This window comes from Mesorhizobium sp. 2RAF21, from assembly GCF_052115345.1.
Classification (GTDB): domain Bacteria; phylum Pseudomonadota; class Alphaproteobacteria; order Rhizobiales; family Rhizobiaceae; genus Mesorhizobium; species Mesorhizobium terrae.
This window is the reverse complement of the sequence record NZ_JBFRGM010000007.1, coordinates 67,980-93,669: the sequence shown is the minus strand read 5'-3', so window position 1 is coordinate 93,669 and position 25,690 is coordinate 67,980. Positions and strand designations below refer to the sequence as shown.

26 protein-coding genes and 1 riboswitch are annotated in these 25,690 nt (G+C 64.3%); of the genes, 18 read left to right on the top strand and 8 right to left on the bottom strand.

What is annotated here, in order from left to right; genetic code table 11:
* Positions 1–15: 15 nt before the first annotated feature.
* Entirely contained in the window at positions 16–696 is a 681-nt protein-coding gene (locus tag AB4136_RS13020; protein ID WP_137901190.1) for a GNAT family N-acetyltransferase, read from the bottom strand.
* Complete coding sequence (locus AB4136_RS13015; RefSeq protein ID WP_024926683.1) at positions 677–1,186, bottom strand: MarR family winged helix-turn-helix transcriptional regulator; 510 nt, start codon at positions 1,184–1,186, stop codon at positions 677–679. The genes AB4136_RS13020 and AB4136_RS13015 overlap by 20 nt, the downstream gene beginning before the upstream one ends.
* Before the next feature lie 181 nt (positions 1,187–1,367).
* On the opposite strand from AB4136_RS13015, the gene aroC reads away from it, so the two are divergent.
* Positions 1,368–2,468, top strand: a complete 1,101-nt coding sequence (gene aroC / locus AB4136_RS13010) for a chorismate synthase (RefSeq protein ID WP_024926684.1) — start codon at positions 1,368–1,370, stop codon at positions 2,466–2,468.
* A gap of 118 nt (positions 2,469–2,586) precedes the next feature.
* Positions 2,587–3,690, top strand: a complete 1,104-nt coding sequence (ribB, locus tag AB4136_RS13005; RefSeq protein WP_024926685.1) for a 3,4-dihydroxy-2-butanone-4-phosphate synthase — start codon at positions 2,587–2,589, stop codon at positions 3,688–3,690.
* Between the two features lie 104 nt (positions 3,691–3,794).
* Here the strand turns inward: ribB and AB4136_RS13000 are convergent, their stop codons facing one another.
* Together AB4136_RS13000 and AB4136_RS12995 are read right to left on the bottom strand one after the other, a co-directional pair.
* Positions 3,795–5,003 (bottom strand): MFS transporter, encoded by a 1,209-nt coding sequence (locus AB4136_RS13000; RefSeq protein ID WP_024926686.1) that lies wholly within the window; start codon positions 5,001–5,003, stop codon positions 3,795–3,797.
* A gap of 143 nt (positions 5,004–5,146) precedes the next feature.
* Positions 5,147–6,367, bottom strand: coding sequence for an MFS transporter (locus AB4136_RS12995; RefSeq protein WP_024926687.1), 1,221 nt, complete (start codon positions 6,365–6,367; stop codon positions 5,147–5,149).
* 144 nt (positions 6,368–6,511) lie between these two features.
* Here AB4136_RS12995 and AB4136_RS12990 point away from each other — a divergent pair, with 144 nt between their 5' ends.
* The gene (locus tag AB4136_RS12990; protein WP_024926688.1) at positions 6,512–7,123 is read left to right on the top strand and encodes a TetR/AcrR family transcriptional regulator; all 612 of its coding nucleotides are present in this window, start codon (positions 6,512–6,514) and stop codon (positions 7,121–7,123) included.
* A gap of 3 nt (positions 7,124–7,126) precedes the next feature.
* Here AB4136_RS12990 and bluB read toward each other — a convergent pair whose 3' ends face one another.
* Positions 7,127–7,855 (bottom strand): 5,6-dimethylbenzimidazole synthase, encoded by a 729-nt coding sequence (bluB, locus tag AB4136_RS12985; protein WP_024926689.1) that lies wholly within the window; start codon positions 7,853–7,855, stop codon positions 7,127–7,129.
* 46 nt (positions 7,856–7,901) lie between these two features.
* Positions 7,902–8,084, bottom strand: a riboswitch (cobalamin riboswitch).
* A 120-nt stretch (positions 8,085–8,204) separates the two neighbouring features.
* Between bluB and AB4136_RS12980 the strand changes: the two genes are divergently transcribed.
* From AB4136_RS12980 to AB4136_RS12950, 7 genes are all read left to right on the top strand, one after another.
* On the top strand, positions 8,205–9,131 hold the full coding sequence (locus tag AB4136_RS12980) for a histone deacetylase family protein (RefSeq protein WP_024926690.1): 927 nt from the start codon (positions 8,205–8,207) through the stop codon (positions 9,129–9,131).
* A gap of 3 nt (positions 9,132–9,134) precedes the next feature.
* Entirely contained in the window at positions 9,135–9,386 is a 252-nt protein-coding gene (locus AB4136_RS12975; protein WP_024926691.1) for an exodeoxyribonuclease VII small subunit, read from the top strand.
* A 102-nt stretch (positions 9,387–9,488) separates the two neighbouring features.
* The gene (locus AB4136_RS12970) at positions 9,489–10,409 is read left to right on the top strand and encodes a pirin family protein (RefSeq protein WP_137901191.1); all 921 of its coding nucleotides are present in this window, start codon (positions 9,489–9,491) and stop codon (positions 10,407–10,409) included.
* Positions 10,410–10,498: 89 nt separating this feature from the next.
* Positions 10,499–12,412, top strand: coding sequence for a 1-deoxy-D-xylulose-5-phosphate synthase (dxs, locus tag AB4136_RS12965; RefSeq protein WP_024926693.1), 1,914 nt, complete (start codon positions 10,499–10,501; stop codon positions 12,410–12,412).
* Positions 12,413–12,600: 188 nt separating this feature from the next.
* Positions 12,601–12,867, top strand: a complete 267-nt coding sequence (locus AB4136_RS12960; protein ID WP_024926694.1) for a hypothetical protein — start codon at positions 12,601–12,603, stop codon at positions 12,865–12,867.
* Between the two features lie 59 nt (positions 12,868–12,926).
* A complete protein-coding gene (locus AB4136_RS12955) occupies positions 12,927–13,691 on the top strand; it encodes a TlyA family RNA methyltransferase (protein WP_024926695.1) in 765 nt (254 codons plus the stop codon).
* Entirely contained in the window at positions 13,688–14,929 is a 1,242-nt protein-coding gene (locus tag AB4136_RS12950) for a class I SAM-dependent RNA methyltransferase (protein ID WP_024926696.1), read from the top strand. Before AB4136_RS12955 ends, AB4136_RS12950 begins: the two co-directional genes overlap by 4 nt.
* Positions 14,930–14,939: 10 nt before the next feature.
* Here AB4136_RS12950 and AB4136_RS12945 read toward each other — a convergent pair whose 3' ends face one another.
* Together AB4136_RS12945 and tldD are read right to left on the bottom strand one after the other, a co-directional pair.
* Entirely contained in the window at positions 14,940–15,647 is a 708-nt protein-coding gene (locus tag AB4136_RS12945) for an NAD-dependent deacylase (RefSeq protein ID WP_024926697.1), read from the bottom strand.
* Positions 15,648–15,672: 25 nt separating this feature from the next.
* Complete coding sequence (tldD, locus tag AB4136_RS12940; RefSeq protein WP_024926698.1) at positions 15,673–17,085, bottom strand: metalloprotease TldD; 1,413 nt, start codon at positions 17,083–17,085, stop codon at positions 15,673–15,675.
* 47 nt (positions 17,086–17,132) lie between these two features.
* Here tldD and AB4136_RS12935 point away from each other — a divergent pair, with 47 nt between their 5' ends.
* Together AB4136_RS12935 and AB4136_RS12930 are read left to right on the top strand one after the other, a co-directional pair.
* Complete coding sequence (locus tag AB4136_RS12935; RefSeq protein WP_137901192.1) at positions 17,133–17,348, top strand: hypothetical protein; 216 nt, start codon at positions 17,133–17,135, stop codon at positions 17,346–17,348.
* A 65-nt stretch (positions 17,349–17,413) separates the two neighbouring features.
* The gene (locus AB4136_RS12930; protein WP_137901193.1) at positions 17,414–19,444 is read left to right on the top strand and encodes a hypothetical protein; all 2,031 of its coding nucleotides are present in this window, start codon (positions 17,414–17,416) and stop codon (positions 19,442–19,444) included.
* A gap of 46 nt (positions 19,445–19,490) precedes the next feature.
* Here AB4136_RS12930 and AB4136_RS12925 read toward each other — a convergent pair whose 3' ends face one another.
* A complete protein-coding gene (locus AB4136_RS12925) occupies positions 19,491–20,012 on the bottom strand; it encodes an invasion associated locus B family protein (RefSeq protein ID WP_137901194.1) in 522 nt (173 codons plus the stop codon).
* Positions 20,013–20,376: 364 nt separating this feature from the next.
* On the opposite strand from AB4136_RS12925, the gene coxB reads away from it, so the two are divergent.
* The 6 genes from coxB to AB4136_RS12895 all read left to right on the top strand — a co-directional run bounded on the left by coxB (position 20,377) and on the right by AB4136_RS12895 (position 25,650).
* Positions 20,377–21,243 carry a cytochrome c oxidase subunit II gene (gene coxB / locus AB4136_RS12920; RefSeq protein ID WP_441931243.1) on the top strand — a complete coding sequence of 289 codons (867 nt, stop codon included), beginning with the start codon at positions 20,377–20,379 and terminating at the stop codon, positions 21,241–21,243.
* Between the two features lie 39 nt (positions 21,244–21,282).
* Entirely contained in the window at positions 21,283–22,932 is a 1,650-nt protein-coding gene (gene ctaD, locus AB4136_RS12915; RefSeq protein ID WP_024926702.1) for a cytochrome c oxidase subunit I, read from the top strand.
* Between the two features lie 80 nt (positions 22,933–23,012).
* The gene (locus AB4136_RS12910; protein ID WP_024926703.1) at positions 23,013–23,957 is read left to right on the top strand and encodes a heme o synthase; all 945 of its coding nucleotides are present in this window, start codon (positions 23,013–23,015) and stop codon (positions 23,955–23,957) included.
* Positions 23,958–23,962: 5 nt separating this feature from the next.
* Entirely contained in the window at positions 23,963–24,124 is a 162-nt protein-coding gene (locus AB4136_RS12905; protein ID WP_162531500.1) for a hypothetical protein, read from the top strand.
* 7 nt (positions 24,125–24,131) lie between these two features.
* Positions 24,132–24,761 carry a cytochrome c oxidase assembly protein gene (locus tag AB4136_RS12900; protein WP_024926705.1) on the top strand — a complete coding sequence of 210 codons (630 nt, stop codon included), beginning with the start codon at positions 24,132–24,134 and terminating at the stop codon, positions 24,759–24,761.
* A 1-nt stretch (position 24,762) separates the two neighbouring features.
* The gene (locus tag AB4136_RS12895) at positions 24,763–25,650 is read left to right on the top strand and encodes a cytochrome c oxidase subunit 3 (RefSeq protein WP_441931242.1); all 888 of its coding nucleotides are present in this window, start codon (positions 24,763–24,765) and stop codon (positions 25,648–25,650) included.
* Positions 25,651–25,690 lie beyond the last annotated feature (40 nt).

Here is a 25,690-nt window from a genome sequence, read left to right as displayed (position 1 = left end):
GAAAAAGGGCGCGTTTCAGCCGCGTTCGAGCACCGCGACATGCATGGCCGATCGCAGCCTGAAGCCGATCGTTTCATAGAGCCGGATCGCGGCCTGGTTGGTCGCATAGGCATGCAGGAACGGCACCTCGCTACGCTCCAGGATGCGGCCGGCCACATACATCGACAGAAGCCTGGCCAGGCCCTGGCCGCGCGCCTCGGGATGCGAGCAGACGCCGCTGATCTCGGTGAAACCGTCGGGTTTCAAGCGCTCACCCGCCATCGCGGCAAGCCGGCCGTCGATCTTGACGCCCCAGAAGGAGCCGAGGTCGAGCGCGCGCGGCGTGAACGGCCCGGGTTTAGTGAGGTCGGCCAGTGCCTGCATTGCAGGGATGTCGCTTGCGCCAAGCTGCTCGATGCGATCGTCATGCTCGATCGTCGCCGGCTGCTCGGCTATCATCTGGACGGCTTCCGCCGTTGAGACGGCTACAAGGCCGGACGCCACCACCACTGCGTCGGCCTGCAGCAGGAGCAGGCCGGAACCCGGTTTTGCCAGCGTCGCCAGCGCTAGCAGGGCGGGCGGGCTGTCGTCACGTGCCGCAGCGAAGGCGCTGACGGCGGGATCGTAGCGGCGCGCCAATGCGTCGCCGTCAGCGAGTGCCGCATGGCGGCCGGTCAGCGCGCTCCAGATGGGGCGGTCAAGCGGATGTCTGTTCATGGTCCTGTCCAAGACGGTTGGCGACGCGGCGGTGCAGAGGGATCGCCTCGAGGTCGCGTTCGATTGCGGCGAGTTGTTGAAGCAGGGGACCGGTCAGCGGCGCGCAGACCTCGGCGACGGCGCGTTCGATATGCGGCCACAGATCGCGCTTGGAGGTCTCGACGAGGTTTTGGCCGGCTTCCGACAGGCTGGCGATCTTGCGCCGCTGGTCATCCTTGCCTTGCCGGATGTCGATCAGGCCGGCCTCCGCGAGTTGGGTGGCGATGCGGGTGGCGCCGGGCTGGGTCATGCCGAGCGCTTCGGCCAGATCGCCGATTGTCAGTGGGCCGAGCCGGTCGATGGCCGCTAGCGCCGGGAACTGGCTGGACGGGATGGCGGCGCCCGCCCGGTCCAGAATCCGCTGCACCTCCGATTGCAACTGCTCGCCGATGCGCCTGAAGCGGCTGCCGAGGGTGAGATAGCCCAGGTCGCGAACGACATCCTCAACCATAGTCTATCTCCAAAGGCATTTACATAACAGATTATATAACATGTGATGTTTATCTGTCCAGCCCGCCGCCGACCTTCGTCCCGCTGCCGTTGCCGGCAGGGCTTGCTTCGTTTGACCGCCGCAAAAAACGCTAATAGAAGGCAGGCCATGCCGGGTGAGGCCCGCGCGAGGGCTGCTACCGATGTCGCACAACACCTTCGGCCATCTTTTCCGGGTGACCACCTGGGGCGAAAGCCACGGCGCCGCCCTTGGCTGCGTTGTCGACGGCTGTCCGCCCGGCATCCGCTTCACCCGCGACGACATCCAGGCCGAGCTCGATCGCCGCCGTCCGGGCCAGTCGCGTTTCGTCACCCAGCGCCGCGAGCCGGACGAGGTCAAGGTACTGTCGGGTTTCGTCCTGGATGAGGACGGCGTCACCATGATCACCACCGGTACGCCGGTGTCGATGCTGATCGAGAATGTCGACCAGCGCTCCAAGGATTATGGCGAGATCGCCCGCCAGTACCGGCCGGGCCACGCCGACTATGCCTATGAGGTCAAATACGGCATCCGCGACCATCGCGGCGGCGGCCGTTCCTCGGCGCGCGAGACGGCGGCGCGTGTCGCTGCCGGTGCGCTGGCCCGCAAGGTGGTTCCCGGCCTCGTCGTGCGCGGCGCGCTGGTCGCCATGGGCGAGAAGGAGATCGACCGCGCCAACTGGAACTGGAATTTCGTCGGCGACGCCGAGAACCCGTTTTTCACGCCGGACCCGCACTCCGTGCCCGTCTTCACCGCCTATCTCGACGGTATCCGCAAGTCGGGCTCCTCGGTCGGCGCGCTGATCGAGATCGTTGCCGACGGCGTGCCGGCGGGCCTCGGCGCGCCGATCTACGCCAAGCTCGACCAGGACATCGCCTCCAACCTGATGTCGATCAACGCCGTGAAGGGCGTCGAGATCGGCAATGGCTTCGAGGCGGCGAAGATCACCGGCGAACAGAATGCCGACGAGATGCGCATGGGCAATGACGGCAATCCGGTATTCCTGTCCAACAATGCCGGCGGTATCCTCGGCGGCATTTCCACCGGCCAGCCGGTGGTGGCGCGCTTTGCGGTCAAGCCGACCTCGTCGATCCTCAGTCCGCGCAAATCCATCGACAAGGACGGCAGGGACGTCGATGTCGTCACCAAGGGCCGCCACGACCCTTGCGTCGGCATCCGCGCCGTGCCGATCGGCGAAGCGATGGTGGCCTGTGCGATTGCGGATCATTATCTGCGCCATAGAGGGCAGACGGGAAGAATTTAGGGGAATAAGGGAATAGGGCAGTAGGGGGATAGGGCAGGTCGCAGCCGGACCTTTCCCTCAATTCCCTATTGCCCTAATGCCGTAGTGCCTTATTGCCTCAGCAAGCGAAGCGAGCGCCATGCCCTACGATCAAAAGAAAATTGTCGAAGCCCTGCGCGCTTTCGAGCGCGGCGAGATCGTCGTGGTCATGGACGATGACGGGCGCGAGAACGAGGGCGACCTGATCGTGGCCGCCGTGCATTGCACGCCGGAGAAGATGGCCTTCATCGTGCGCCACACCTCCGGCATCGTCTGCACGCCGATGCCGCGCGAAGAGGCCAAGCGGCTGAACCTGGCGCCGATGGTGGCCGACAACGATTCGGCGCACACCACCGCCTTCACCGTCTCGGTCGATTTCAAGCACGGCACCACCACCGGCATTTCCGCCGAGGACCGCACGCTGACCGTACGCAATCTCGCTAACGGCAATGTCGCCGGCAGCGATTTCGTGCGCCCCGGCCACATCTTCCCGCTGATCGCCCGCGAGGGCGGCGTGCTGATGCGCTCGGGCCATACCGAAGCAGCGGTGGATCTGTGCAAACTGGCCGGCCTGCCGCCGGTCGGCGTCATTTCCGAGCTGGTCAATGACGACGGTACCGTCAAGCGCGGCCCGCAGGTGGCGGCCTTCGCCGAGGAGCATGGCCTGAAGCAGGTGTCGGTGGCCGATCTCATCGCCTACCGCCAGCGCAAGGAAACGCTGGTCGAGCGCGTCGCCTGTTCGGACATCGAAACGCCCGGCGGCAAGGCCACCGCGATCGCCTATTCGCTGCCCTGGGAAGCGATGCATCACCTTGCCATCGTCTATGGCGACATTCGCGACGGCGAGGACGTGCCGGTGCGCCTGCATCTGGAGGATGTGACGGCGGACGTGTTCGGCACGCGCACCGTGCTCGATGACATCATGAAGACGCTGGGCGAGCGCAAGCGCGGCGTCATCGTCTATTTGCGCGAGGGTTCGGTCGGCGTCGGCAGCCATGGCGGCCGAAACCGCCAGGCCGGCGGCGAACGCGAAGACCACGAGGAAGCGCGCCGGCGCGAGAACGAGTGGCGCGAGATCGGCCTCGGCGCCCAGATCCTCAAGGATCTCGGCATTTCCTCCATCAACCTGATCGCCTCGCGCGAACGCCACTATGTCGGCCTCGAAGGTTTTGGCATCCGCATCGCCAAGACGGAAATTCTCTAGCCGTCGCGGCCGCGCCCGACCTCACCGGGGCGGTAGAAAGCTCGTAACAAGCAGAAAGGGCGCGTCCAGAGACGCGCCCTTTTGTTTTCGATGGTCTTCTCAGATCACGCAGTCGCCGCGACCGCCGACGAGGGCGCCGGCACCCGCAGGATGCGCTGGCCGGCGAGCGCCACGACCAGGGCAAGCAGCCCGGCCACGATTGAAACCCAGAAGCCATTCGCCGCGCCGAAGGCGTCGATCGTCCAGCCGGAGGCCGAAGAGCCGACCGCCATGCCGATGTTGATGCCGGTGATCGCCCAGGTCATGCCTTCGGTCAGCTGAGACGACGGCGCCAGCTTCTCCACCAGCGCCATCGAGATGATGATGGTGGGCGAGACGGCGACGCCAGCCACGAAGAAGACGACCGCAAGCGCGGTGATGTTGCCGACGATGAGCAACGGTAGCGTGGTCAGCGCCGCCAGAACGATGGCAATCAGCAACTGGCGGCCGAGCGGCAACTTCAGCTTCAGCGCGCCAAAGGCCAGCCCCGCGACCAGCGAGCCCGCCGCGTAGCTCGACAAAGCGAGGCTGGCGGCGGCCTTGTTGCCCTGCATCTCGGCAAAGGCGACCGCGGTCACCTCCGATGTTCCGAAGATGGCGCCCATGGCAAGCAGGGTGAGAATGAGGATCTGCATGAAGCCGAAGCGCACGATGGAGCGCCCGCGCTGCTTTTCGCGCGTGTGGATGGGCGGCTCGGTCGCCGTCTGCATGGTGAAGATCACGGTGCCGAAAGCTAGGAACAGCGTCGCCACCAGCGGCCCGGCCTGGGGAAAGACGGTCACGCTGAGGCCGATCGCCAGCACCGGACCGATCATGAAGATAGTCTCGTCGACCACCGATTCGAAGGCGAAGGCCGTGTGCAGCCTGGGGTTGCCGCCGTAGATGTTGCTCCAGCGCGCGCGCACCATGGCGCCGATGCTGGGCATGGTACCGGCGGCGATCGCCGCCGCGAACAGGGTCCAGTATGGCGCCTTGAAATGCGTCAGCAGCATCAGCGTCGCCAGCGCCGCCACGGTGATGGCGGTGGCCGGAATGAGGACGCGGCGTTGGCCGTGGCGGTCGACGAGCCGCGAAACCTGCGGAGAGACCACGGCATTGGCGAAGGCGAAGGTGGCGGCGACGGCGCCAGCCAGCCAGTACTCGCCATAGGTTTCGGAAAGCATGGTGACGATGCCGAGCGTGACCATGGAAAGCGGCACGCGGGCAATGAAGCCGGCCGCCGAAAACGCCCTGGCGCCGGGCGCCTTGAATATTTCGCTATAGGGATTGCGCATGCTGGCGACCTGCAAGGGGACGATATCTCAAAACCGATGCGAGCCGCCTCAATCGGCGGCCCGCTATGCCTGTCAATACCGAGCAGGCTTCGATACTGCCGCCATCTTCGCCGGTAAATGACCGGCGTTGGCTTGGGGCAGTCTTACTTCGCCGATTGTGGCACGGCCGATACCAGATTGCCCTCGTCTTCGCCGGCCAGTGCCTTCTGGCCGGCGAGCACTGTCACGAAGGCGATCATGCCTGCAACCACTGATACCCAGAACCCGTTCTGCGCGCCGTAATTGTCGACCACCCAGCCGGCCACGAAAGCACCGAGCGCCATGCCGATGCCGATGCCCGTCATCACCCAGGTGATGCCTTCGGTGAGCATGGCTTCTGGCACGCGGCGTTCGATGATGCCGAAGGCCATGATGAAGGTGGGCGAGATCGCCACGCCGCTGAAGAAGATGGCGATTGCCAGCAGCGGCACGGTGTTGGCGACCAGCAGCGGCAACGTGGTCAGGCTGATGATGGCGAGCGAAATGGCGAGCAGGCGTTGCTTCGGCGCCTGCAGGTTGAGCGCGCCGACGATCAGGCCGACGGCGAAGGAGCCCAGCGCATAGACGCCGATGACGAGGCTGGCAGCACCCGGTTGGCCGAGTTCCTTGGTGATGGCCACCGAACTCACCTCGGCGGTGGCGAAGATCGCGCCGACGAAGATGAGGGCGAAGGTGACGATGCGCACCGGCCAGAGCGCGATGGCCGAGCCGCCGCTGCCATGTTCGAGCGGCCTAACCTTCGGCTCGCTGGCGCGCTGCAGGATGAAGGCCGTCATGCCGAAGGCGAGGAACAATGTGCTGGCCAGCATGCCGGCTTCCGGGAACAGGGCGACGGAGAGGCCGACCGACAGCGAGGCGCCGGCAATGTAGACGAGCTCATCCGCCGCCGATTCGAAGGCGAAGGCGGTGTTGAGCTCAGGCCGGTCGCGGAAGATTTCGGTCCAGCGCGCCCGCACCATGGCCGGCACGCTGGGCATGGCGGCGGCCAGGAAGGCCGAGACGAACAGCGTCCAGGCCGGCCAGTCCTGGTTGGTGGCGACGAGAAGTGCTGCGAAGGCGATGATCGAGACGATCGTCGTCGGCACCGCGACGGCGGTCTGGCCCATGCGGTCGACCAGCCGCGATATCTGCGGCGCCAGGAAGGCGTTGGTGAAGGCGAAGGTGGCGGAAACGCCGCCGGCCAGCCAATATTCGCCGCGCGTCTGCGACAGCATGGCGACGATGCCGATGGGCGCCATGGCGATGGGCAGGCGGGCGATGAAGGCCGCGGCCGCAAAACCCTTGGTTCCCGGGGTTCGGAAGATTTCGCTGTAAGGATTGTGCATCGGAGCACTCCTGGATTTTCGAAGGGGTGCCACATACATACGTGGCGTATGCGAATGAGATAATTGCATACGTTGCGTATGTCAATTAATATGCGGTGCGTATGTGAAAAAATATACGCGACGTATGTGAAAAGGAACGACCAGATGAGGACCGCGCACAAACCTCGCAGCGAAATGATCGCCGAGACGCGCGCCAAGCTGATCGCGGCGGCGCGGCGCGCCTTCGCCACCGTCGGTTACGCCAACGCCTCGATGGACGACTTCACCGCCGAGGCGGGGCTGACCCGCGGCGCGCTCTATCATCACTTCGGCGACAAGAAGGGATTGCTGGAGGCCGTCATCGCCGAGCTCGACGCGGAGATGAACGAGCGGCTGTGCGTCATCTCGGCCCGGGCGACGGACCGCTGGCAGCGCTTCGTCGATGAGAATGTCGGCTATATCGAAATGGCGCTGGAGCCGGAAATCCAGCGCATCGTGCTGCGCGACGGTCCGGCAATCCTCGGCGACCCGTCGCAATGGCCCAATGCCAATGCCTGTATCACCTCGATAACCGGCAACCTCACCGCGCTGAAGGAGGAGGGCGTGGTCGGCGACATCGACCCGGAGGCGATGGCGCGCATCGTCAGCGGCGCCTCGCTTTACGCCGCACAGTGGATCGCCAACGCCGACGATCCGCATGAGACGTCGAAGAAGGCGGTCAAATCCTTTCGCGCGCTTCTGGAAGGGCTGCGCGTGCGCGACAATCAGGCTGCCTGACGGTTACCGGTCCGCGCCGGGTGCAACGCAGGCGGCCTTCAGCGCCTCCTCGCCGGCGCCGGCATAGGTCTCGCTCATGATGAGGTCGGCCAGCGGCAGCCGCGAGGCCCAGCCGCTGTGCTCCAGGTCCGGCCGCGCGGCGAACTCGCGGACATGGCCGACGCAGAGATAGGCGATGGGCACGACCGGCTCGGGAATGTCGAGCAGGCGCTTGAGCGCGTCGGCATCGAGAATGCTGACCCAGCCCACGCCGATGCCTTCCGCCCGCGCCGCCAGCCAGAAATTCTGCACGGCGCAGACCGTGCTGAAGAGATCCATCTGCGGATTGTGCCAGCGGCCGAGCGGCGAGCCCTCGCTGCGGCGCCGGTCGCAGGTGATGCAGAGGTTCAGCGCGCTTTCGCAGATGCCTTCCAGCTTGAGCTTGCGGTAGAGCGCCTGCCGCTCCCCGGCGATGTGTGGCAGTTCCTCGTTGCGCGCCGCGAGGAACAGGTCGCGCACCGCCTCGCGCCGGCCCATGTCGCGGACAACGACGAAGTTCCAGGGCTGCATGAAGCCGACCGAGGGTGCGTGATGCGCGGCCGTCAGAAGCCGCGCCAGCACGGCGTCGTCGATGGGGTCTGGGCGGAAATGGCTGCGCACGTCGCGGCGCGTGAAGATGGCGCGGTAGACGGCGTCGCGTTCGAAATCCTCGAACGAATTGTCGGGGGAGGCTGGAGTGCGGACGGCGTGCATCGCGTTTCCCTTGCGATCGGAACCATACCATCCGCCCGTCCATGCGGATGACCATTCCTGCCCGGCCGGTCTTCTGGCTTGGGTTCGTCCCGCTTGCGGCGCCTTCCCGTTCCGAAAAACAGTGGCCTTTGCCGAGCGGTCCCCCATACAGCGCTGGGCACGCCACGGATTTTCACCGTGTTCCCGATTCTCCCGCCTCGCAGCGGGCACCTGGCAGCGATGTCATCTTAGCGCATTGCCGGCGTAAGAACAGCCGGGAAGCCGACGCCAAATGACGCGCCGGGCATTTTCCCCAGCGCCATGCCGCTTGTCGCGTGGCCATCACGACCATTGCTGATAAGATAGGGCGATGACGACCCGCCTTTATTCGCATCCGATCTTTCTGGAGCACATCACGCCGCCCGGCCACCCGGAGCGGCCGGACCGGCTGCGCGCCATCGAGCGTGTGCTCGACGACGAGGCTTTCGCCGCGCTCGACCGGCGCGAGGCGCCATTGGGCGACGAGGCGACCATCCTCTATTGCCATCCGAGGGATTTCGTCGAACGCGTGCGCAAGGCGATCCCCGCGACCGGCCTTGCCCAGATCGACACCGACACCACTGCCAGCCCGAAGACCTGGCAGGCTGCGCTGACCGCGATCGGCGCTGCCAATGCGGCGGTGGACGATGTCTTCGCCGGCGATGCCGACAATGTCTTCGTGGCGGCGCGGCCGCCCGGCCACCATGCCGAAAAGACCACCGCCATGGGCTTCTGCCTGTTCAACACTGCCGCGATTGCCGCGCGTCACGCGCAGGAAAAGCATGGCGTCGAGCGTGTCGCCATCGTCGACTGGGACGTGCACCACGGCAACGGCACCCAGGACATTTTCTGGGACGATCCCTCGGTGCTCTACTGTTCGACGCATCAGATGCCGCTTTTCCCTGGCACCGGCGCCAAGAACGAGACCGGTGCCGGCAACATCGTCAACGCGCCGCTGGCGCCAGCCACCGGCAGCGATGTCTTCCGGGAGGCGTTCCGCACCCGTGTCTTGCCGGCGATCGACGCCTTCGCGCCGGATCTCGTCATCATCTCGGCCGGCTTCGACGCGCATCATCGCGACCCGCTGGCCGAGATCAACCTGACCGAGGACGATTTCGACTGGGCGACCGGGCAGCTGATGGACAGCGCCCGCCGCCACAGCGCAAACAGGCTGGTCAGCCTGCTCGAAGGCGGCTACGACCTGCACGGATTGGCATTTTCGGTCGCAGCGCATGTCGGCCGCCTGATGAAAGGATAAGGGATGGCCGCGGAAGCGAATGAAGACGTCAAGGCGATGAGCTTCGAACAGGCGCTGGATGCGCTGGAGAAGATCGTCGACGATCTGGAGCGCGGCGACGTGCCGCTCGACCAGTCGATCCGCATCTACGAGCGCGGCGAGGCGCTGAAGGCGCATTGCGACCGCCTGCTCAAGGCGGCCGAGGACAAGGTGGAGAAGATCAGGCTCGCCCGCGACGGCAAGCCGGTCGGCACGGAGCCGCTCGACGGGGATTGATGCGGTGAACAAACCGTCGTCGCATCGCCGGTATGCCTGAACCGGGCAGGGGTATAAGTTTCCTTCCATGAGGCGGCGCCGCCGCCGGATGGAGCAACACCCATGAGCTTCTTTCCCGGAAACGATCCCGAACCCGGCGACGCCTTTTCCTGCGACGCCATCGAACTGATGGTTATCGCCAACGCCAAAGACATTGGCGGTTTCGAGGTGCGCCGCGCATTGCCGATCGCCAAGCGCCGGCTGGTCGGTCCCTTCATCTTCTTCGATCGCATGGGGCCCGCCATCCTGCGCGCCGGCAAGGCGCTGGACGTGCGCCCTCATCCGCATATCGGCCTGTCGACGGTGACTTATCTGTTCGACGGCAAGATCAGGCACCGCGATTCGCTTGGCACCGAAATGGTCATCTCGCCGGGCGACGTGAACCTGATGACGGCCGGGCGCGGCATCGTTCATTCCGAACGCACGCCAGAGGAACTGCGCGGCTCGCCGATGTCGATGTCGGGCCTGCAGACCTGGATCGCGCTGCCCGACAGAGACGAGGAAATGGCGCCGGTGTTCGAAAACACGGCGGGCACGTCGCTGCCGGCTTTCGAGGCTGAAGGTGTGTCCGGCCGCCTCATCATCGGCGAACTGGAAGGCCGCCGCGCGTCGGTCACCACCTATCACGACACGCTTTACGCCGACATCCGGCTGGCGCCCGGCGCGAAGTACCGCATCGCCGCGGATGCCGAGGAACGCGCCATCTACGTGCTCGACGGCATCGTCACCATTTCGGGCGATCGTTTCTCCGAGAACCGCCTGCTGGTGTTCCGCCCCGGCGACGAGATCGTCGTGTCGTCGGAACAGGGGGCGCACTTCATGCTGTTCGGCGGCGCCTCGCTCGGCTCGCCGCGCTACATCTGGTGGAATTTCGTTTCCTCCTCGAAGGAACGCATCGAGCAGGCCAAGCAGGAATGGAAGACAGGCCGCTTCGATATCGTTCCTGGTGATGAGAAGGAGTTCATTCCCCTGCCGGAGAGCTGAGTGTGTCGCTGCGGCACATTTACTTTCGCTAATCGGCAGCCTATTCGACTTGTAAATACTCTTGACCGCGAGTTCGATCGGGCCAGCCAGTGACCGCCAGACCCAAAACACCGCTCCTCGACAAGGTCCGCATTCCGGCGGATCTGAGGACGCTCTCCGAGAGCGAGCTGCCGCAGCTGGCCGATGAATTGCGCGTCGAGCTGATCGACGCCGTCTCGCAGACCGGAGGTCATCTCGGAGCCGGTCTCGGCGTCGTCGAACTGACGGTGGCGCTGCACTACGTCTTCGACACGCCGAACGACCGCGTGATCTGGGATGTCGGCCATCAAGCCTATCCGCACAAGATACTGACCGGCCGGCGTGACCGCATCCGCACCCTGCGCCAGGAAAACGGTCTTTCCGGTTTCACCAAGCGCGGCGAAAGCGAATATGACCCGTTCGGCGCCGCCCATTCCTCGACCTCGATCTCGGCCGGCCTCGGCATGGCCGTGGCGCGCGATCTCTCCGGCGGCAAGAACAACGTCATCGCCGTCATCGGCGACGGCGCGATGTCGGCGGGCATGGCCTTCGAGGCGCTGAACAATGCCGGTGCGCTCGACGCCCGCCTGATCGTCATCCTCAACGACAACGACATGTCGATCGCTCCGCCGACCGGCGCGATGAGCGCCTATCTGGCGAGGCTCGGCTCCGGCAAGACCTATCTCGGCCTGCGCGACTTCGGCAAGAAGCTGACATCCTATCTCGGCAAGCGGGCCGACCGCGCCATCACCCGCGCCGTCGAACATGCGCGCGGCTATGTCACCGGCGGTACGCTGTTCGAGGAGCTCGGCTTCTTCCACATCGGTCCGATCGACGGGCACAATCTCGAACACCTGATCCCGGTGCTGAAGAATGTGCGCGACAACGGCAAGGGCCCGGTGCTGATCCATGTTGTGACGCAAAAGGGCAAGGGCTACGCGCCCGCCGAGGCGGCGTCCGACAAATATCACGGCGTCAACCGTTTCGACGTCATCACTGGCGCGCAGGCCAAGGCGCCGGCCAATGCGCCGACCTACACCAACGTGTTCGCCGAAAGCCTGATCCGCGAGGCCTGCGAGGACGAGCGCATCGTTGCCGTCACCGCCGCCATGCCGACTGGCACCGGGCTCGATCTGTTTGGCGAGGTCTTCCCGAACCGCACCTTCGACGTCGGCATTGCCGAGCAGCATGCGGTGACCTTCGCCGCCGGTCTCGCCACCGAGGGCTACAAGCCGTTCGCGGCGATCTATTCGACCTTCCTGCAGCGCGCCTATGATCAGGTCGTGCACGATGTGGCGATCCAGAAACTGCCGGTGCGTTTCCCCATCGACCGCGCCGGTTTCGTCGGCGCCGACGGGCCGACCCATTGCGGTGCCTTCGACACCACCTTCCTCGCCTCGCTGCCGGATTTCGTCGTCATGGCGGCGAGCGACGAGGTCGAGCTTCGTCATATGGTGCGCACCGCCGCCGAGTATGACGAGGGTCCGATCTCTTTCCGCTATCCGCGGGGCAATGGCGTCGGCATCGACATGCCCGAGCGCGGTTCGCCGCTCGAGATCGGCAAGGGCCGCATCGTGCGCGAAGGCACCAAGGTGGCGCTGCTGTCCTTCGGCACGCGCCTGCAGGATTGCCTTGCCGCCGCCGACGAACTGAACGCCGCCGGCCTTTCTACGACGGTGGCCGACGCGCGCTTCGCCAAGCCGCTCGACCACGATCTGATCCGCCGGCTGGCGCGCTCGCACCAGATACTGGTGACGGTGGAGGAGGGCGCCATCGGTGGCTTCGCCACGCAGGTGCTGCATTTCCTCGCCCATGAGGGCCTTTTGGAAGGCGGCCTCAAGGTGCGCCCGCTGGTGTTGCCGGACGTCTTCACCGACCATGCCAAGCCGGAGAAGATGTATGTCGATGCCGGGCTGGATTCGACCGGCATCGTGCGGACCGTGTTTTCAGCACTTGGCCACGCGAGCAGCGCGCAGCGCGCCTGATTCTGAACATCAACGACTTGAATCAGTTTGCGAACGGCTTGAATCGCCGTCTCAACACGCCGAATCCGTTTCTCCGATTGTCGCGTTAACTTATTGTTAATGCTGCATTTTGGTGATCCGCTTACCCTGTCCCTTGGCCCTTTCTCAACAGCCCCCTGCTAGGAAAATGGCAGGCAGGGAGACAGTTCATGAAGGCGCTTCTGTTCGGCGCGGCCGGCATATTCTCGCTGGTCGTCCCGGCGATCGCGGAGACGCAATACGATCGCTCGCTTGAAAAGGCGGCGATCGATATCGTCGCCAACAACATCGGCACGCTGCGCGGCGGCTTCTCCTTCAAGCAGCTGCCGCAGATGGTGGCCGGGCAGGAGCCCGCGCCGCAGCCGTCCCCGCGCAGCGCGCCGGCCGATGGCCTCGTGCCCGCCGTCGAGCGGCCGCCGGTAAGCCAGCTGTTCTAGGATAAGGTCTCCAACAGTCTCGGCTTGCCTTCGGCCGCAGCTTTCGTCAATGAAGGCCGATGCGTTCCCACCAGCCAGCCAGCCAGCGCCAGCGGCTCGACGATCTTCTCGTCGTGAAGGGCCTGTTCGCCAGCCGCTCACGCGCCCGCGACGCTGTCGAGCGTGGCGCCGTCGCGGTCGACGGTGCGGTGGTGACGAAGCCCGGACAGGGCGTCTCGCCCGGGGCGCAACTGACGGTGGACGACCCGGCGCGCGGCTATGTCTCGCGTGCCGCGCTGAAGCTGATCGCCGGGCTCGACCATTTCGCTCTCGATCCGAGCGGCCGCGAGGCGCTCGATATCGGCGCCTCCACCGGCGGCTTCACGCAGGTGCTGTTGGAACGCGGTGCCGTCCATGTCACGGCGATCGATGTCGGCCATGGCCAGATGCACGCCTCGATCGGAGGGGACCCGCGCGTCACCGCGATCGAGGGATTGAACGCACGCGCGCTCGACGAGGCAGATCTTGGCGAACGGCTGCCGGAATTCGTCGTCTCCGACGTCTCCTTCATCTCGCTGAAGCTGGCGCTGCCGCCGGCGCTTGAGCTGGCGAGGCCCGGCAGTCATGCCCTGCTTCTGGTCAAGCCGCAGTTCGAGGCCGGGCGCGAGGCGATCGGCAAGGGCGGCCTGCTGAAGAACCCGGCGGACGCCGAAATCGTCGCCGCCGCCTTGCGCGAGTGGCTGGACGGCCTTGCCGGCTGGCGCGCGCTCGGCCTGTGCCCGTCGCCGATCGAGGGTGGCGACGGCAACCGTGAATTCCTTTTGGCCGGAGTGAAAGACCGATGACGGCACGGTTCGAAATAGCCCGGCTGGGCGCGCAGGGCGATGGCGTCGTCGACATCGGCGGCGGCCATCTCTTCATCCCCTTCACGCTGCCCGGCGAAGTGGTGACGGCCGCGCGCGAGAAGGACCGGGCGCAACTGCTCGCCGTACTCGAACCGTCGCCCGAGCGCATCGCGCCTGTCTGCCGCCATTTCACCGAATGCGGTGGTTGCGCCATCCAGCATCTCGAGGCGGGCGCCTATCATGCCTGGAAGCGGAGCCTTGTGGTTCATGCCCTGAAGGCGAAGGGTATCGACGCGCCGGTGGGCGACCTCGTCGCCTGCGCGCCGCACAGCCGGCGCCGCGCCGCCTTCACCGCGCGCAACACCGAGACCGGGCTACACCTGGGCTACAACCGCGCCTTCTCCAACGTGCTTGTCGACATCGAGGAATGCCCGGTTCTGCTGCCAGTCATTGTCGAGGCCGCGGGTGTGCTGCGCCATCTGGCCGGCATCGTCGCCAACACCTCGAAGCCGTTTCGCTTCCTGGTCACTGCCACCGCGTCTGGTTTCGATGTCGCCGCCGCCGATTGCGGCAAGCCGACCGAAGCGATCCGCCGCGCCGCCACCGATTTCGTTCTCAAGGCCGGCATCGCCAGGCTCTCCATCGACGGCGAGATCATCGTCGAGGCGGTGAAGCCGACGTTGACCTTCGGCACCGCGACCGTAATGCCGCCGCCGGGCGCGTTCGTGCAGGCGGTGGCCGAGGCGGAGGCGGCGATGGCGGGGCTTGTCATCGGCCATGTGCGCAAGGCGAAGAAGGTCGCCGATCTTTTTTCGGGATGCGGCACCTTCGCGCTGAGGCTGGCGGCCAATGCCGAGGTCCATGCGGTGGAAAGCGACGGACCGGCTCTGGCCGCGCTCGACCGCGGTTTCCGTTTTGCCGGCGGCCTGAAGCGGGTGACGACCGAGCGCCGCGATCTCGATCGCCGGCCGCTGACCTTCAAGGAGCTGGCCGCCTACGATGCCGTCGTGTTCGATCCGCCGCGTGCCGGCGCAGAGGACCAGTCCAAGCAGATCGCCCGTTCGGATGTGCCGCTAGTGGCCGCCGTCTCATGCAATCCCGTCACCCTGGCGCGCGACCTGCGCATCCTGATCGACGGCGGCTATCAATTGAAAAGCGTGACGCCGATCGACCAGTTCCTGTGGTCGCCGCATGTCGAGGCGGTCGTGCTGCTGGAGAAGCCCAAACGGCGCCGCTGAATCGGGGGCGTCAGCGGCCTGAAAGCAGACGCTCGACAAAGGCCGGCACGATCTCTGTCGCCTTGCCGAGGATGGCCTCGTCGAAGCTGGAATGCCCGTCCGAGGGTTCGAGGTTGAGCTCGACGGTTCGGGCGCCGGAAAAGCGTGCCTCCCCGACGAAACCGGCGGCCGGATAGACATTGCCGCTGGTGCCGATCGAGACGAACAGGTCGCATTGGGCAAGCGCGGTGCCGATGCGCTCCATCTGATAGGGCATCTCGCCGAACCAGACCACGTCGGGCCTGAGGTAGCCGATGCTGCCGCAGGCCGGGCATTGCGACAGAACCGACATGTCCTTTTCCCAGGGAGAACTCTGTTCGCAGGCCTGGCACAGCGCCTTGCCGAGCTCGCCATGCATGTGGACGAGGCTGGCCGAACCGGCGCGTTCGTGCAGGTCGTCGATATTCTGCGTGACGAGCAGGAACGCGCCGCTAAACTCTCGCTCTAGCCTCGCCAGTGCCGTATGCGCGGCATTCGGCCTGACGCCTTTCATGCCGCGCCGCCGCTGGTTGTAGAAGTCGTGCACCCGCGCGGCATCGCGGACGAAGCCCTCGGGCGTCGCCACATCGCGATAGTCGACCTTCGACCAGATACCGTCCTTGTCGCGGAACGTGTCGACGCCCGATTCCGCCGAAATGCCGGCGCCGGTCAGGATGACGATGGATTTGTATGCGGGCATGTCGGCTGGATACGGGTTCGGCGGCTCAGACCTGCGTGCCGCCGACCGTGATCTGGTTCATCCTCAGATGAGGTTGGCCGACGCCGACCGGCACGCCCTGGCCGGCCTTGCCGCACATGCCGATGCCGGTGTCGAGTTTCATGTCGTTGCCGACCATGGTGACGCGGTGCATGGCATCCGGCCCATTGCCGATCAGCATGGCGCCCTTGATCGGCCGCGTCACCTTGCCGTCCTCAATCATGTAAGCCTCGGTGCAGCCGAACACGAACTTGCCCGACGTGATGTCGACCTGGCCGCCGCCGAAGGAGACGGCGTAGATACCGTTCTTCACCGAGGCGATGATCTCGTCCGGCGTGTAGTCGCCGGCGGTCATGTAGGTGTTGGTCATGCGCGGCATCGGCTGGTGGGCGTAGGATTCGCGCCGTCCGTTGCCGGTGGCGGCCATGCCCATCAGGCGGGCGTTCTGGCGGTCCTGCATGTAGCCGACCAGCTTGCCGTCCTCGATCAGCACGGTGCGGTTGGTGGGCGTGCCCTCGTCATCGACGGTGAGCGAGCCGCGCCGCTCGGCGATGGTGCCGTCGTCGACCACGGTCACGCCCTTGGCGGCGACCTGCTGGCCCATCAGGCCTGCGAAGGCCGAGGTCTTCTTGCGGTTGAAGTCGCCCTCCAGCCCGTGGCCGACCGCTTCATGCAGCATGACGCCCGGCCAGCCCGAGGAAAGCACGATGTCGAAGGTGCCGGCCGGCGCCGGAACCGCCTCGAGATTGACCAGTGCCTGGCGCAGCGCTTCCTTGGCGGCGTGTTTCCAGGAGTGCTCGAGCAGGAATTCGCCGAAGCCGGTGCGGCCACCCATGCCGTAGGAGCCGGTTTCCTGGCGGTCGCCGTCGCCGACCATGACGGAGATGTTGAGGCGCACCAGCGGGCGGATGTCGCGCACCAGCTGGCCGTCGGCGCGCAGGATCTCGACATGCTGCCAGGAAGCGGCGAGTGCGGCCGTAACCTGCCGAACGCGCGGGTCTTCGGCTCGTGTCCAGGCGTCGATTTCCTGCAGCAGCTTGGCCTTGGCCTCGAAGCCGGGCGAGGGGATCGGGTTTTCATCGCCGTAGAGACGGCGGTTGGTGCGCGGTGGCGCTTCGGCCAGCGTGCCGGAATAGCCGGCCTTGACGGTGGAGACCGCGCTGGCGGCGCGCAGCAGCGCTGCTTCCGACAGGTCGCCCGCATGGGCATAACCGCTCGCCTCACCGGCGACGACGCGCAATCCAAAACCCTGGTCGGTGTTGAAGTTGGCCGTCTTCAGGCGGCCGTTGTCGAACATCAGCGCCTCGCTCTCGCTGTATTCGAGATAGAGCTCGCCATCGTCGGCGCCGTTGATCGTCTCGGCGACAATCTTGCGCAGGCGATCGTCGGAGATGTCGAATTGGGTCAGGAGGTTTTTCATCATGCCGCCGTTTTCGGGAAATGTTCAGCCAGATGTAGGCGCTGGACATGGCTTCGGCAATCGCGTGGTCCCGCCAATCTCGGCTGCCCATTGCTGCTCTGGAAAACATGGAACCACGCGGCGCCGCCATTCGCCGTCAATCCGCCACGCCGGCGGGCCGAACATTATTGCGGCAGCTAAGTAATAGTCGATACGATTACATTGCCAGTAAGGAAAAATTCGATTTTCTGCACGGCGCGACAAAACATCTTCCCCGCGATTGACAATTTTCAGGCGCCGGAAGAACGTGACGGCGCCTGATATTAAATTCGTTCGGGGGGACGGTTTAATGACGATGCTCGGGGTTTTCTACAAGGGTGGCACCGACAATTACGGCCTCCACTCCTGCTCTTTCGACGGAACGACATGGCGCGGCGGGGCGGATGTTTCCGGCCAGCCCGGCGGTATCAATGCGAAAACCGATAAGGCGCTCGGGGCCTGCCTCTACGAGAACCGCCTCTATGTCGCCTACAAGGGCTGGACGAGCGACGATCTCTACATCGCCGTGTTCGACGGCACGACCTGGGGCGGCGACGTCAAGATCCGCGACATGCCCGGCGGCATCGACGCCAGATCCAATACGCCGCCGGCGCTGATCGTCTTCAACGACCTGCTTCACATTTTCTACAAGGCCCATGACGGCGACCAGATTCGAGCCGCCTGGTTCGACGGCCTGCAATGGGCTGGTGGCAACGCGATCGCGGAGCTTGCCGGCGGCATCAATCCCAGGACGGATACAGGCCCTTGTGCAGTCGTCTTCGGCAATAAGCTCTACCTCTTCTACATGGGCGCCGGCGGTATCAAGCTCTATTCGTGCTGGTGCGACGGCGCTACCTGGGGAGACGCGGCTATCGGCAGCATCGATCCGTGGTCGGACGATCCACCGACGGCGGCGGTCTTTGGCGGCAAGCTATTCCTCGTCTATCGGGGCGCTGGCTCCCAGTCGATCTTCGTTTCCCAGTTCGATGGCACGGCCTGGTCCGGCGACAAAGCCATCAGCGGCATCAACCCGCAAACCGACAGTGGCCCCAGCCTCATCGTTTTTCAGAACCGGCTCTGCCTGGTCTACAAGGGCAAGTACACCGAGAGCCTCTACGTCGCATGGTACGATGGCACGAACTGGTCGGGCGACGTTCCCATCGACAGCCAGGCCGGCGGTATCGGCCCTTCGTCGGACGCAGCGCCGATGCTCTGCCTGTTGCCGAGCCAGGTGCCGCCCCGCGCGCCGCCGGCTTCGAACCATGTGATGGACATGGTCCCCAAGACCATCGGCGGGCCAAGCGCGCCAGCCGTCAAGAAAGGAACGGTTTCGACCGACTACGCGACCCCGGCCGGATCGAAGGATAACCTGCTTGCGGTCGATCAATCCGATCTCGCCGACCCACTGATCTGCGACATCAACCTTGTCGGCACGCATGACAGTGCCGCCATCAGGGACCTGTGGCCCCGCCAGTTCCTCTATGCCTGCCAGAACCTGACGATAGGCCGTCAATTGGACCTGGGTATCCGCGTTCTCGACGTGCGGCTGGAGATGTTCCACGACAACGACGGCCAGTTCACCATTTACACCTGCCACGGCGACCGCGCTTTCGGCCGCCTCCGTTCGAACCGGTACCAGACGCTCCAGTCGCTTCTCGACGAATGCAAGGAATTCCTGCGCCTCAATCCGCGCGAATTCATCGCAATGCTGCTCCAGGTCGATTACTGGAACAACACCCCTGACCAGGCAGCTGCATACCGCGAACTGGGCACATTGTTGGTTCGCTACCCGATCATCAACAGCAGGGCCGACATGCCGCGACGATCCGGGGCCGCCGGCAATATCTATCTCATAAACCGGATGAACGACGATCCTACGCTCGGCGTGCCGATCCACTGGGATTTCAACATTGTAAGGACGCCGCTTGCAGCCACGACCAACCGCAATTTCGTGGCCTGTGTCCAGGATCTGTGCGACATCGATTCCAGCAATGGTCGGGAGCGCAAGCTGAGCCAGTTCTGGACCACTGCGGCCTACAAGACGCCCGGCCAACTCATGATCAATTTCGGCAGCGGTAACATCTACAAGGTGGTCGGCGTCTATATTCACGCGGCCCTGATCGCCCGCATCGGGGCGCTGTCCGCCGCCTCGCGCCCACGGAATTTCGGCTGGTCCCTGTTCGACTTTCCCGACATTGCCGTCCAGACCGACAAATACGGTTCGATCACCCTTGTCGATCTCATCAAGGATGCGGCTTCGGGCTACGCGCGTTTCAAAGATACCTTCGCGGTCACCGAAGACGGCCGGGCGCAGCTAGTTCGTTGGGAGCCTCGGCCGTAGTGGGCGTTGCGCAGTCTACGAGCGGCGATAACAGCGCCGGCTCAGCTCATGGCAGAGCGGAGAAGCCGTCGGCGAAGCCCTTGAGGTCGACCGGGATGCCGATGCCTTCTTCCGGCGTCTGGAAGACGATGAAGGTGGCGGCCTTGCCGCTCTTCAGCGTGTCGAGCAGCGGTTTTTCGAGGATCACTTCGGCATAGCAGCCATCCTGGAAGCAACGCACGAAATAGGCGCGGCCGATATCCTTGCCGTCGACATTGAGGCCGAGGCCGTTGGGCAGGAGCACGCCGAGCGGCGCCAGCACGCGCAGGATCTCAGCCTTGTTGTCAGCGGTGCGCAGCACGACCACCGAAAGCCCCATCTCGGGACGGTCTTCGGCGACGACGTTCTGCATCATCACGCATTGCTCGGACGTGGCGCCCGCCGGCGTGTCGCAGATGATCGACCATGCGCCGTGCGTGGACTTCACCGTGCCGCTCGGTTGCTGGGCGGCGGCCATCGCCTGTCCGGCACCGACGAGGGCGGCGAGAAAGATGACCTTCGCCAAGGTTCTCGAAACCCAAGAGTTCATAACGGCTCCATTCCCGAATCACGCCACTTTAAGCCCGGGCAATGCTAAGGAAAAGCGCGGGACGACGCGCAATCCGTTGCAACTGCGGCAACAATGCGGACTTCTTTTCCGAAATAGCCGGTTTTGCCGCGATTGTCTCTGCCATGGCGATACGACAGGCGCATAATCATGCGAGCGCCTTGTGGACAGGCGACTTCCGCATTGCCGCGCGCAAAAATGCCGCATGGTTTTGGGCGCTCCTTTCTTGCGGCGGGAAAGAGAGTATGGTTTGAACCAATCTGGACCGGCCGGGATTCCCTGTCCCGGTGTTATCGCGTATTCCTGCGACCTGATTGCAGGAGGGGACTGGGAGATGAAGAGGGCGATGAAGAAGTTTCTTGCAGGCGCTGGCGCCGCATCCATGGTTTTCGCCGGGTCTGTCGCCCATGCCGCGCAGCCGCAGCCGTGGGAGATGACTTTCCAGCCGGCGGCGACTGCCATCATGAGCCAGATCACCTGGTTCGAGCGTTATACGCTGTGGTTCATCGTGCCGGTCACGCTGTTCGTGCTCTTTCTCTTGGCTTGGTGCATCCTGAAGTTCCGCGCCAGCGTGAACCCGGTGCCGTCCAAGACCAGCCACAACACGGCGATCGAGGTTGCCTGGACGCTTGGCCCGGTCCTGATACTTCTGGCCATCGCCATCCCGTCCTTCCAACTCCTCACCGCCCAGTACACCCCGCCGGAAGAGCCGAAGCTCACCGTCAAGGCGACCGGCAACCAGTGGAACTGGGATTACGAATACCAGGTCGACAAGCCGCTCTCCTTCAATTCGGCGATCCTGGCGGACGCCGATCGCGCCGGTCTCGGCAAGGAAGATAAGGCGAAGTATCCGCGCCTCCTGGCGGTCGACCACGAGATGGTCGTGCCGGTCGGTGTCGTGGTGCGTGTGCTCGTCGTTGGTTCCGATGTGATCCACTCCTATGCTGTGCCGGCTTTCGGCATCAAGGTCGACGCCGTGCCTGGTCGCGCCAACGAGACCTGGTTCAAGGCCGAGAAGGAAGGCCTCTACTACGGCCAGTGCTCGGAACTGTGCGGTAAGGACCACGCCTTCATGCCGATCGCCGTGCGCGTCGTGTCGGAACAGCAGTATGAAACCTGGCTCGCTGCGGCCAGGACCGATCTGCCGGGTGCCAACAAGGCACTAATGGCTCAGGTCGATGGTACCAACAAGGTTGCGTCCGCCGGCAACTAAGAGCCGCGGTCGAAACAAGGATAGGGAACGGAGCGGAACATGGCGCAGGCAGCGGCTCACGACGATCACGACCACAAGCCGAAGGGCTGGGTGCGCTGGGTCTATTCGACCAACCACAAGGATATCGGTACGCTGTACCTGATCTTCGCGATCATGGCCGGCATCGTCGGCGGCTTCCTGTCGATCATGATGCGCTGGGAGCTCGCCGAACCGGGTATCCAGATTTTCCCGGGCCTCGCCTCGATGGTCTACGGTGTCACCGGCGATGCCGCGCTCGACGCCGGCAAGTCGATGTTCAACGCCTTCACCACCGCGCACGCCCTGGTCATGATCTTCTTCATGGTCATGCCGGCGCTGATCGGCGGCTTCGCCAACTGGATGGTGCCGATCATGATCGGCGCGCCGGACATGGCGTTCCCGCGCATGAACAACATCTCCTTCTGGCTGCTGCCGCCGGCCTTCATCTTGCTCATCACCTCGATGTTCGTGCCGAGCGCTCCCGGCGCCTACGGCGTTGGTGGCGGCTGGACGATCTATCCGCCGCTTTCGACATCCGGCCAGCCGGGGCCAGCAATGGATCTGGCGATCTTGTCGATCCACATCGCCGGTGCCTCGTCGATCCTTGGTGCGATCAATTTCATCACCACCATCTTCAACATGCGCGCGCCTGGCATGACGCTGCACAAGATGCCGCTGTTTGCCTGGTCGGTGCTGGTCACCGCCTTCCTGCTCTTGTTGTCGCTGCCGGTTCTGGCGGGCGCCATCACCATGCTGCTCACCGACCGTAATTTCGGCACCTCCTTCTTCGTGCCCGAGAATGGCGGCGACCCGATCCTGTTCCAGCACCTGTTCTGGTTCTTCGGTCACCCGGAAGTGTACATCCTGATCCTGCCGGGCTTCGGCATCGTCAGCCACATCGTGTCGACCTTCTCGAAGAAGCCGGTGTTCGGCTATCTCGGCATGGCCTACGCCATGGTCGCGATCGGCGCCGTCGGCTTCGTCGTGTGGGCACACCACATGTACACCACCGGTATCTCGCTCAACACGCAGCGCTATTTCGTGTTCGCCACGATGGTCATCGCGGTGCCGACTGGCATCAAGATCTTTTCGTGGATCGCCACCATGTGGGGCGGCTCGATCTCCTTCCGCACGCCGATGCTGTGGGCTGTGGGCTTCATCTTCCTGTTCACGGTCGGTGGCGTGACGGGCGTCCAGCTCGCCAATGCCGGTCTCGACCGTTCGCTGCAGGACACCTACTACGTCGTCGCGCACTTCCACTACGTGCTGTCGCTCGGCGCCGTGTTCGCCATCTTCGCCGGCTGGTACTACTGGTTCCCGAAGATGACCGGCTACATGTATTCGCCGGCGATCGCCAACAGCCACTTCTGGATCATGTTCATCGGCGTCAATCTGGTGTTCTTCCCGCAGCACTTCCTCGGCCTGGCGGGCATGCCGCGCCGCTACATTGACTATCCGGACGCGTTCGCCGGCTGGAACTATGTTTCGTCGATCGGCTCCTACATCTCCGGCGTCAGCGTTCTGATCTTCCTCTACGGCGTCTTCGAGGCGTTCCGTAAGAAGCGCGTCGCGGGTGCCAATCCGTGGGGCGAGGGTGCCACGACGCTGGAATGGCAGCTGCCTTCGCCGCCGCCCTACCATCAGTGGGAACAGCTGCCCAAGATCAAGTAAAGGCAGCAGTTTCGGGTTTCGAAACCGCCGGCTGAGCCGGCGGTTTTGGCCAAACGGAATGAGTGGACTTCAAGTACGCAATGGCCCTGGTTGACAACTCACGCATGGAGCAGACAACCTCCCGAATGTCGGAAGCGACGGCGGGGGATTTCTTTGCGCTTCTGAAGCCACGCGTGATGTCGCTGGTGGTGTTCACGGCCTTTGTCGGGCTGATGGCCGCGCCGGCGACGATCAACCCGCTGCTCGCCATCATCGCCATTCTGGCGATCGCCATCGGCGCTGGTGCGTCGGGCGCGCTCAACATGTGGTACGACGCCGACATCGACGCTGTAATGACCCGCACGGCCAATCGCCCGGTGCCGGCCGGTCGCGTTCTGCCCGGCGAGGCGCTCGCCTTTGGCCTGGTGCTTTCTGTGCTTTCGGTGATGACGCTGGGCGTGCTGATCAACTGGCTGTCGGCGGCGATGCTCGCCTTCACCATCTTCTTCTACGCGGTCGTATACACGATGTGGCTGAAGCGCTGGACGCCGCAGAACATCGTGATTGGCGGCGCCGCCGGCGCCATCCCGCCGGTGATCGGCTGGGCGGCCGCGACGGGTGCGGTGAGCCTCGAAAGCGTGATCCTGTTCTTCATCATCTTCCTGTGGACGCCGCCGCATTTCTGGGCGCTCGCGCTGTTCAAGTCGGGCGACTATGAACGCGCCGGCATTCCGATGATGCCGAATGTCGCCGGCGAGGCTTCCACGCGCCGCCAGATCTTCGCCTATGCGCTGATTCTGGCGCCGATCGGCGTGTTGCCCTGGGGGCTCGGCTACACCACCGCCCTCTACGGCGTGGTGGCGACCGTGCTTGGCATCGGCTTCGTCTGGTATTCCTGGGCGGTGCTGCGCATGCCCGACAGCGACCGCGTCATGAAGCCCGCCAAGGCGCTGTTCGGCTTCTCGCTGCTTTATCTGTTTGCCATCTTTGCTGCCTACCTTGCCGACAGCATCGTCGAGCGGGCACTGGTTCTTGGTGGAGCATGAGTACGATGCAAGACAAGCTTGAAACCGTCGAGCTGACAGAAAACCAGAGGAAGGCCCGCCGCAGCCGTTCGGTTGCCATTGGCTTTGCGCTGGGCGTTTTGGTCATCATCTTCTATGTGGCGACCATCGTGAAATTCGGTCCCTCCATCCTCAGCCGGCCTATGTGAGGCGGTGATGGAGAGCGAGACGACCGCCGCCGAGCAGAAGAAGCACAAGGCCAACCTGGTCGTTGCCGGCTCTTGCCTGGCGTTCTTCGGCGCCATGATCGGCATGGCCTATGCGGCGGTGCCGCTCTATTCGATGTTCTGCAAGGTGACGGGTTACGGCGGCACCACCCAGCGCGTGACGCAATATTCTACCAAGGTCCTTGACCGCGACATCATCATCCGCTTCGACGCCAACACGATGGGCGTGCCGTGGGAGTTCGAGCCGGAGCAGCGCAGTGTCACCATCAAGCTCGGCGAGACGACGAAGGTTGCCTACAAGGCCACCAACAAGTTCAGCGCGCCGACCACTGGTCGCGCCACCTTCAACGTGCAGCCGGAACTGGCGGGCGCCTATTTCAACAAGGTGGAGTGCTTCTGCTTCACGAATCAGACACTGAAGGCCGGCGAGACGGTGGACATGCCGATCGTCTTCTATGTCGATCCGGACATCCTCAAGGTGCCGGAACTGAAGGACATCAAGACCATCACGCTTTCCTATTCCATGTATCAGGTCGAGACGAAGCAGCCGCTCGCCGCGACCCTGAACAAGGATGCCGCGAAGACTATTTCCAATACCGAAGCAAATCTCGGGGGATGACATGGCCGACGGACACGCCAAACCAAACCACGACTACCACATAATAGCTCCAAGCCCCTGGCCCTTCCTGGGTTCGGTAGGTGCTCTGGTCATGGCGTTCGGCGGCGTGATCTATATGCAGTATCTGAAGGGCACGCCCTTCCACCTGTTTGGCCTGGACGTGTCCAAGGCGCATTTCTGGGTGCTGCTGATCGGCCTTTTGATCGTGCTCTACACCATGTTCGCCTGGTGGTCTGACACCATCAAGGAAGCGCATGAGGGCCATCACACCCAGGTGGTGTCGCTGCATCTGCGCTATGGCATGATCATGTTCATCGCCTCCGAGGTGATGTTCTTCGTAGCCTGGTTCTGGGCTTATTTCGACGCCAGCCTGTTCCMGAACGAGGCGATCCAGGCGGCGCGCACCACCTTCACCGGTGGCGTTTGGCCGCCGAAGGGCATGGAAGTGCTCGATCCCTTCCACCTGCCGCTCTACAACACCATCATCCTGCTGCTGTCGGGCACGACGGTGACCTGGGCGCACCATTCGCTGATCCACGGCGATCGCAAGGGCCTGATCAACGGCCTCGTGCTCACCGTCGGTCTCGGCATGCTGTTCACCATGGTGCAGGCCTACGAGTACATCCACGCTCCGTTCGGCTTCAAGGATTCGATCTACGGCGCCACCTTCTTCATGGCGACCGGCTTCCATGGCTTCCACGTCATCATCGGCACCATCTTCCTGCTGGTTTGCCTGTTCCGCGCGATGAAGGGCGACTTCACGCCGAAGCAGCATTTCGGCTTCGAGGCGGCCGCCTGGTACTGGCACTTCGTTGACGTGGTCTGGCTGTTCCTGTTCGCCTCGATCTATGTCTGGGGCTCGGCCGGCGCGGTCATCGAAGGTCACTGATCCCCGTTCAATCGGGTTTGATTGGAGGCGGCTGCGGCAA

Bases quoted from the DNA above. Each gene is read 5' to 3' on its own strand.
- AB4136_RS12955 (WP_024926695.1), top strand. From the start codon at position 12,927: ATGCGTTCCCACCAGCCAGCCAGCCAGCGCCAGCGGCTCGACGATCTT.
- AB4136_RS13015 (WP_024926683.1), bottom strand. From the start codon at position 1,186: ATGGTTGAGGATGTCGTTCGCGACCTGGGCTATCTCACCCTCGGCAGC.
- AB4136_RS13020 (WP_137901190.1), bottom strand. From the start codon at position 696: ATGAACAGACATCCGCTTGACCGCCCCATCTGGAGCGCGCTGACCGGC.
- AB4136_RS12905 (WP_162531500.1), top strand. From the start codon at position 23,963: ATGCAAGACAAGCTTGAAACCGTCGAGCTGACAGAAAACCAGAGGAAG.
- aroC (WP_024926684.1), top strand. From the start codon at position 1,368: ATGTCGCACAACACCTTCGGCCATCTTTTCCGGGTGACCACCTGGGGC.
- AB4136_RS12910 (WP_024926703.1), top strand. From the start codon at position 23,013: ATGGCCCTGGTTGACAACTCACGCATGGAGCAGACAACCTCCCGAATG.
- AB4136_RS12925 (WP_137901194.1), bottom strand. From the start codon at position 20,012: ATGAACTCTTGGGTTTCGAGAACCTTGGCGAAGGTCATCTTTCTCGCC.
- coxB (WP_441931243.1), top strand. From the start codon at position 20,377: ATGAAGAAGTTTCTTGCAGGCGCTGGCGCCGCATCCATGGTTTTCGCC.
- ctaD (WP_024926702.1), top strand. From the start codon at position 21,283: ATGGCGCAGGCAGCGGCTCACGACGATCACGACCACAAGCCGAAGGGC.
- tldD (WP_024926698.1), bottom strand. From the start codon at position 17,085: ATGAAAAACCTCCTGACCCAATTCGACATCTCCGACGATCGCCTGCGC.
- AB4136_RS12970 (WP_137901191.1), top strand. From the start codon at position 9,489: ATGAGCTTCTTTCCCGGAAACGATCCCGAACCCGGCGACGCCTTTTCC.
- bluB (WP_024926689.1), bottom strand. From the start codon at position 7,855: ATGCACGCCGTCCGCACTCCAGCCTCCCCCGACAATTCGTTCGAGGAT.
- AB4136_RS12900 (WP_024926705.1), top strand. From the start codon at position 24,132: ATGGAGAGCGAGACGACCGCCGCCGAGCAGAAGAAGCACAAGGCCAAC.
- AB4136_RS12960 (WP_024926694.1), top strand. From the start codon at position 12,601: ATGAAGGCGCTTCTGTTCGGCGCGGCCGGCATATTCTCGCTGGTCGTC.
- AB4136_RS12945 (WP_024926697.1), bottom strand. From the start codon at position 15,647: ATGCCCGCATACAAATCCATCGTCATCCTGACCGGCGCCGGCATTTCG.
- AB4136_RS12990 (WP_024926688.1), top strand. From the start codon at position 6,512: ATGAGGACCGCGCACAAACCTCGCAGCGAAATGATCGCCGAGACGCGC.
- AB4136_RS12995 (WP_024926687.1), bottom strand. From the start codon at position 6,367: ATGCACAATCCTTACAGCGAAATCTTCCGAACCCCGGGAACCAAGGGT.
- AB4136_RS12935 (WP_137901192.1), top strand. From the start codon at position 17,133: ATGGCTTCGGCAATCGCGTGGTCCCGCCAATCTCGGCTGCCCATTGCT.
- AB4136_RS12975 (WP_024926691.1), top strand. From the start codon at position 9,135: ATGGCCGCGGAAGCGAATGAAGACGTCAAGGCGATGAGCTTCGAACAG.
- AB4136_RS12930 (WP_137901193.1), top strand. From the start codon at position 17,414: ATGACGATGCTCGGGGTTTTCTACAAGGGTGGCACCGACAATTACGGC.
- AB4136_RS12980 (WP_024926690.1), top strand. From the start codon at position 8,205: ATGACGACCCGCCTTTATTCGCATCCGATCTTTCTGGAGCACATCACG.
- AB4136_RS13000 (WP_024926686.1), bottom strand. From the start codon at position 5,003: ATGCGCAATCCCTATAGCGAAATATTCAAGGCGCCCGGCGCCAGGGCG.
- AB4136_RS12950 (WP_024926696.1), top strand. From the start codon at position 13,688: ATGACGGCACGGTTCGAAATAGCCCGGCTGGGCGCGCAGGGCGATGGC.
- ribB (WP_024926685.1), top strand. From the start codon at position 2,587: ATGCCCTACGATCAAAAGAAAATTGTCGAAGCCCTGCGCGCTTTCGAG.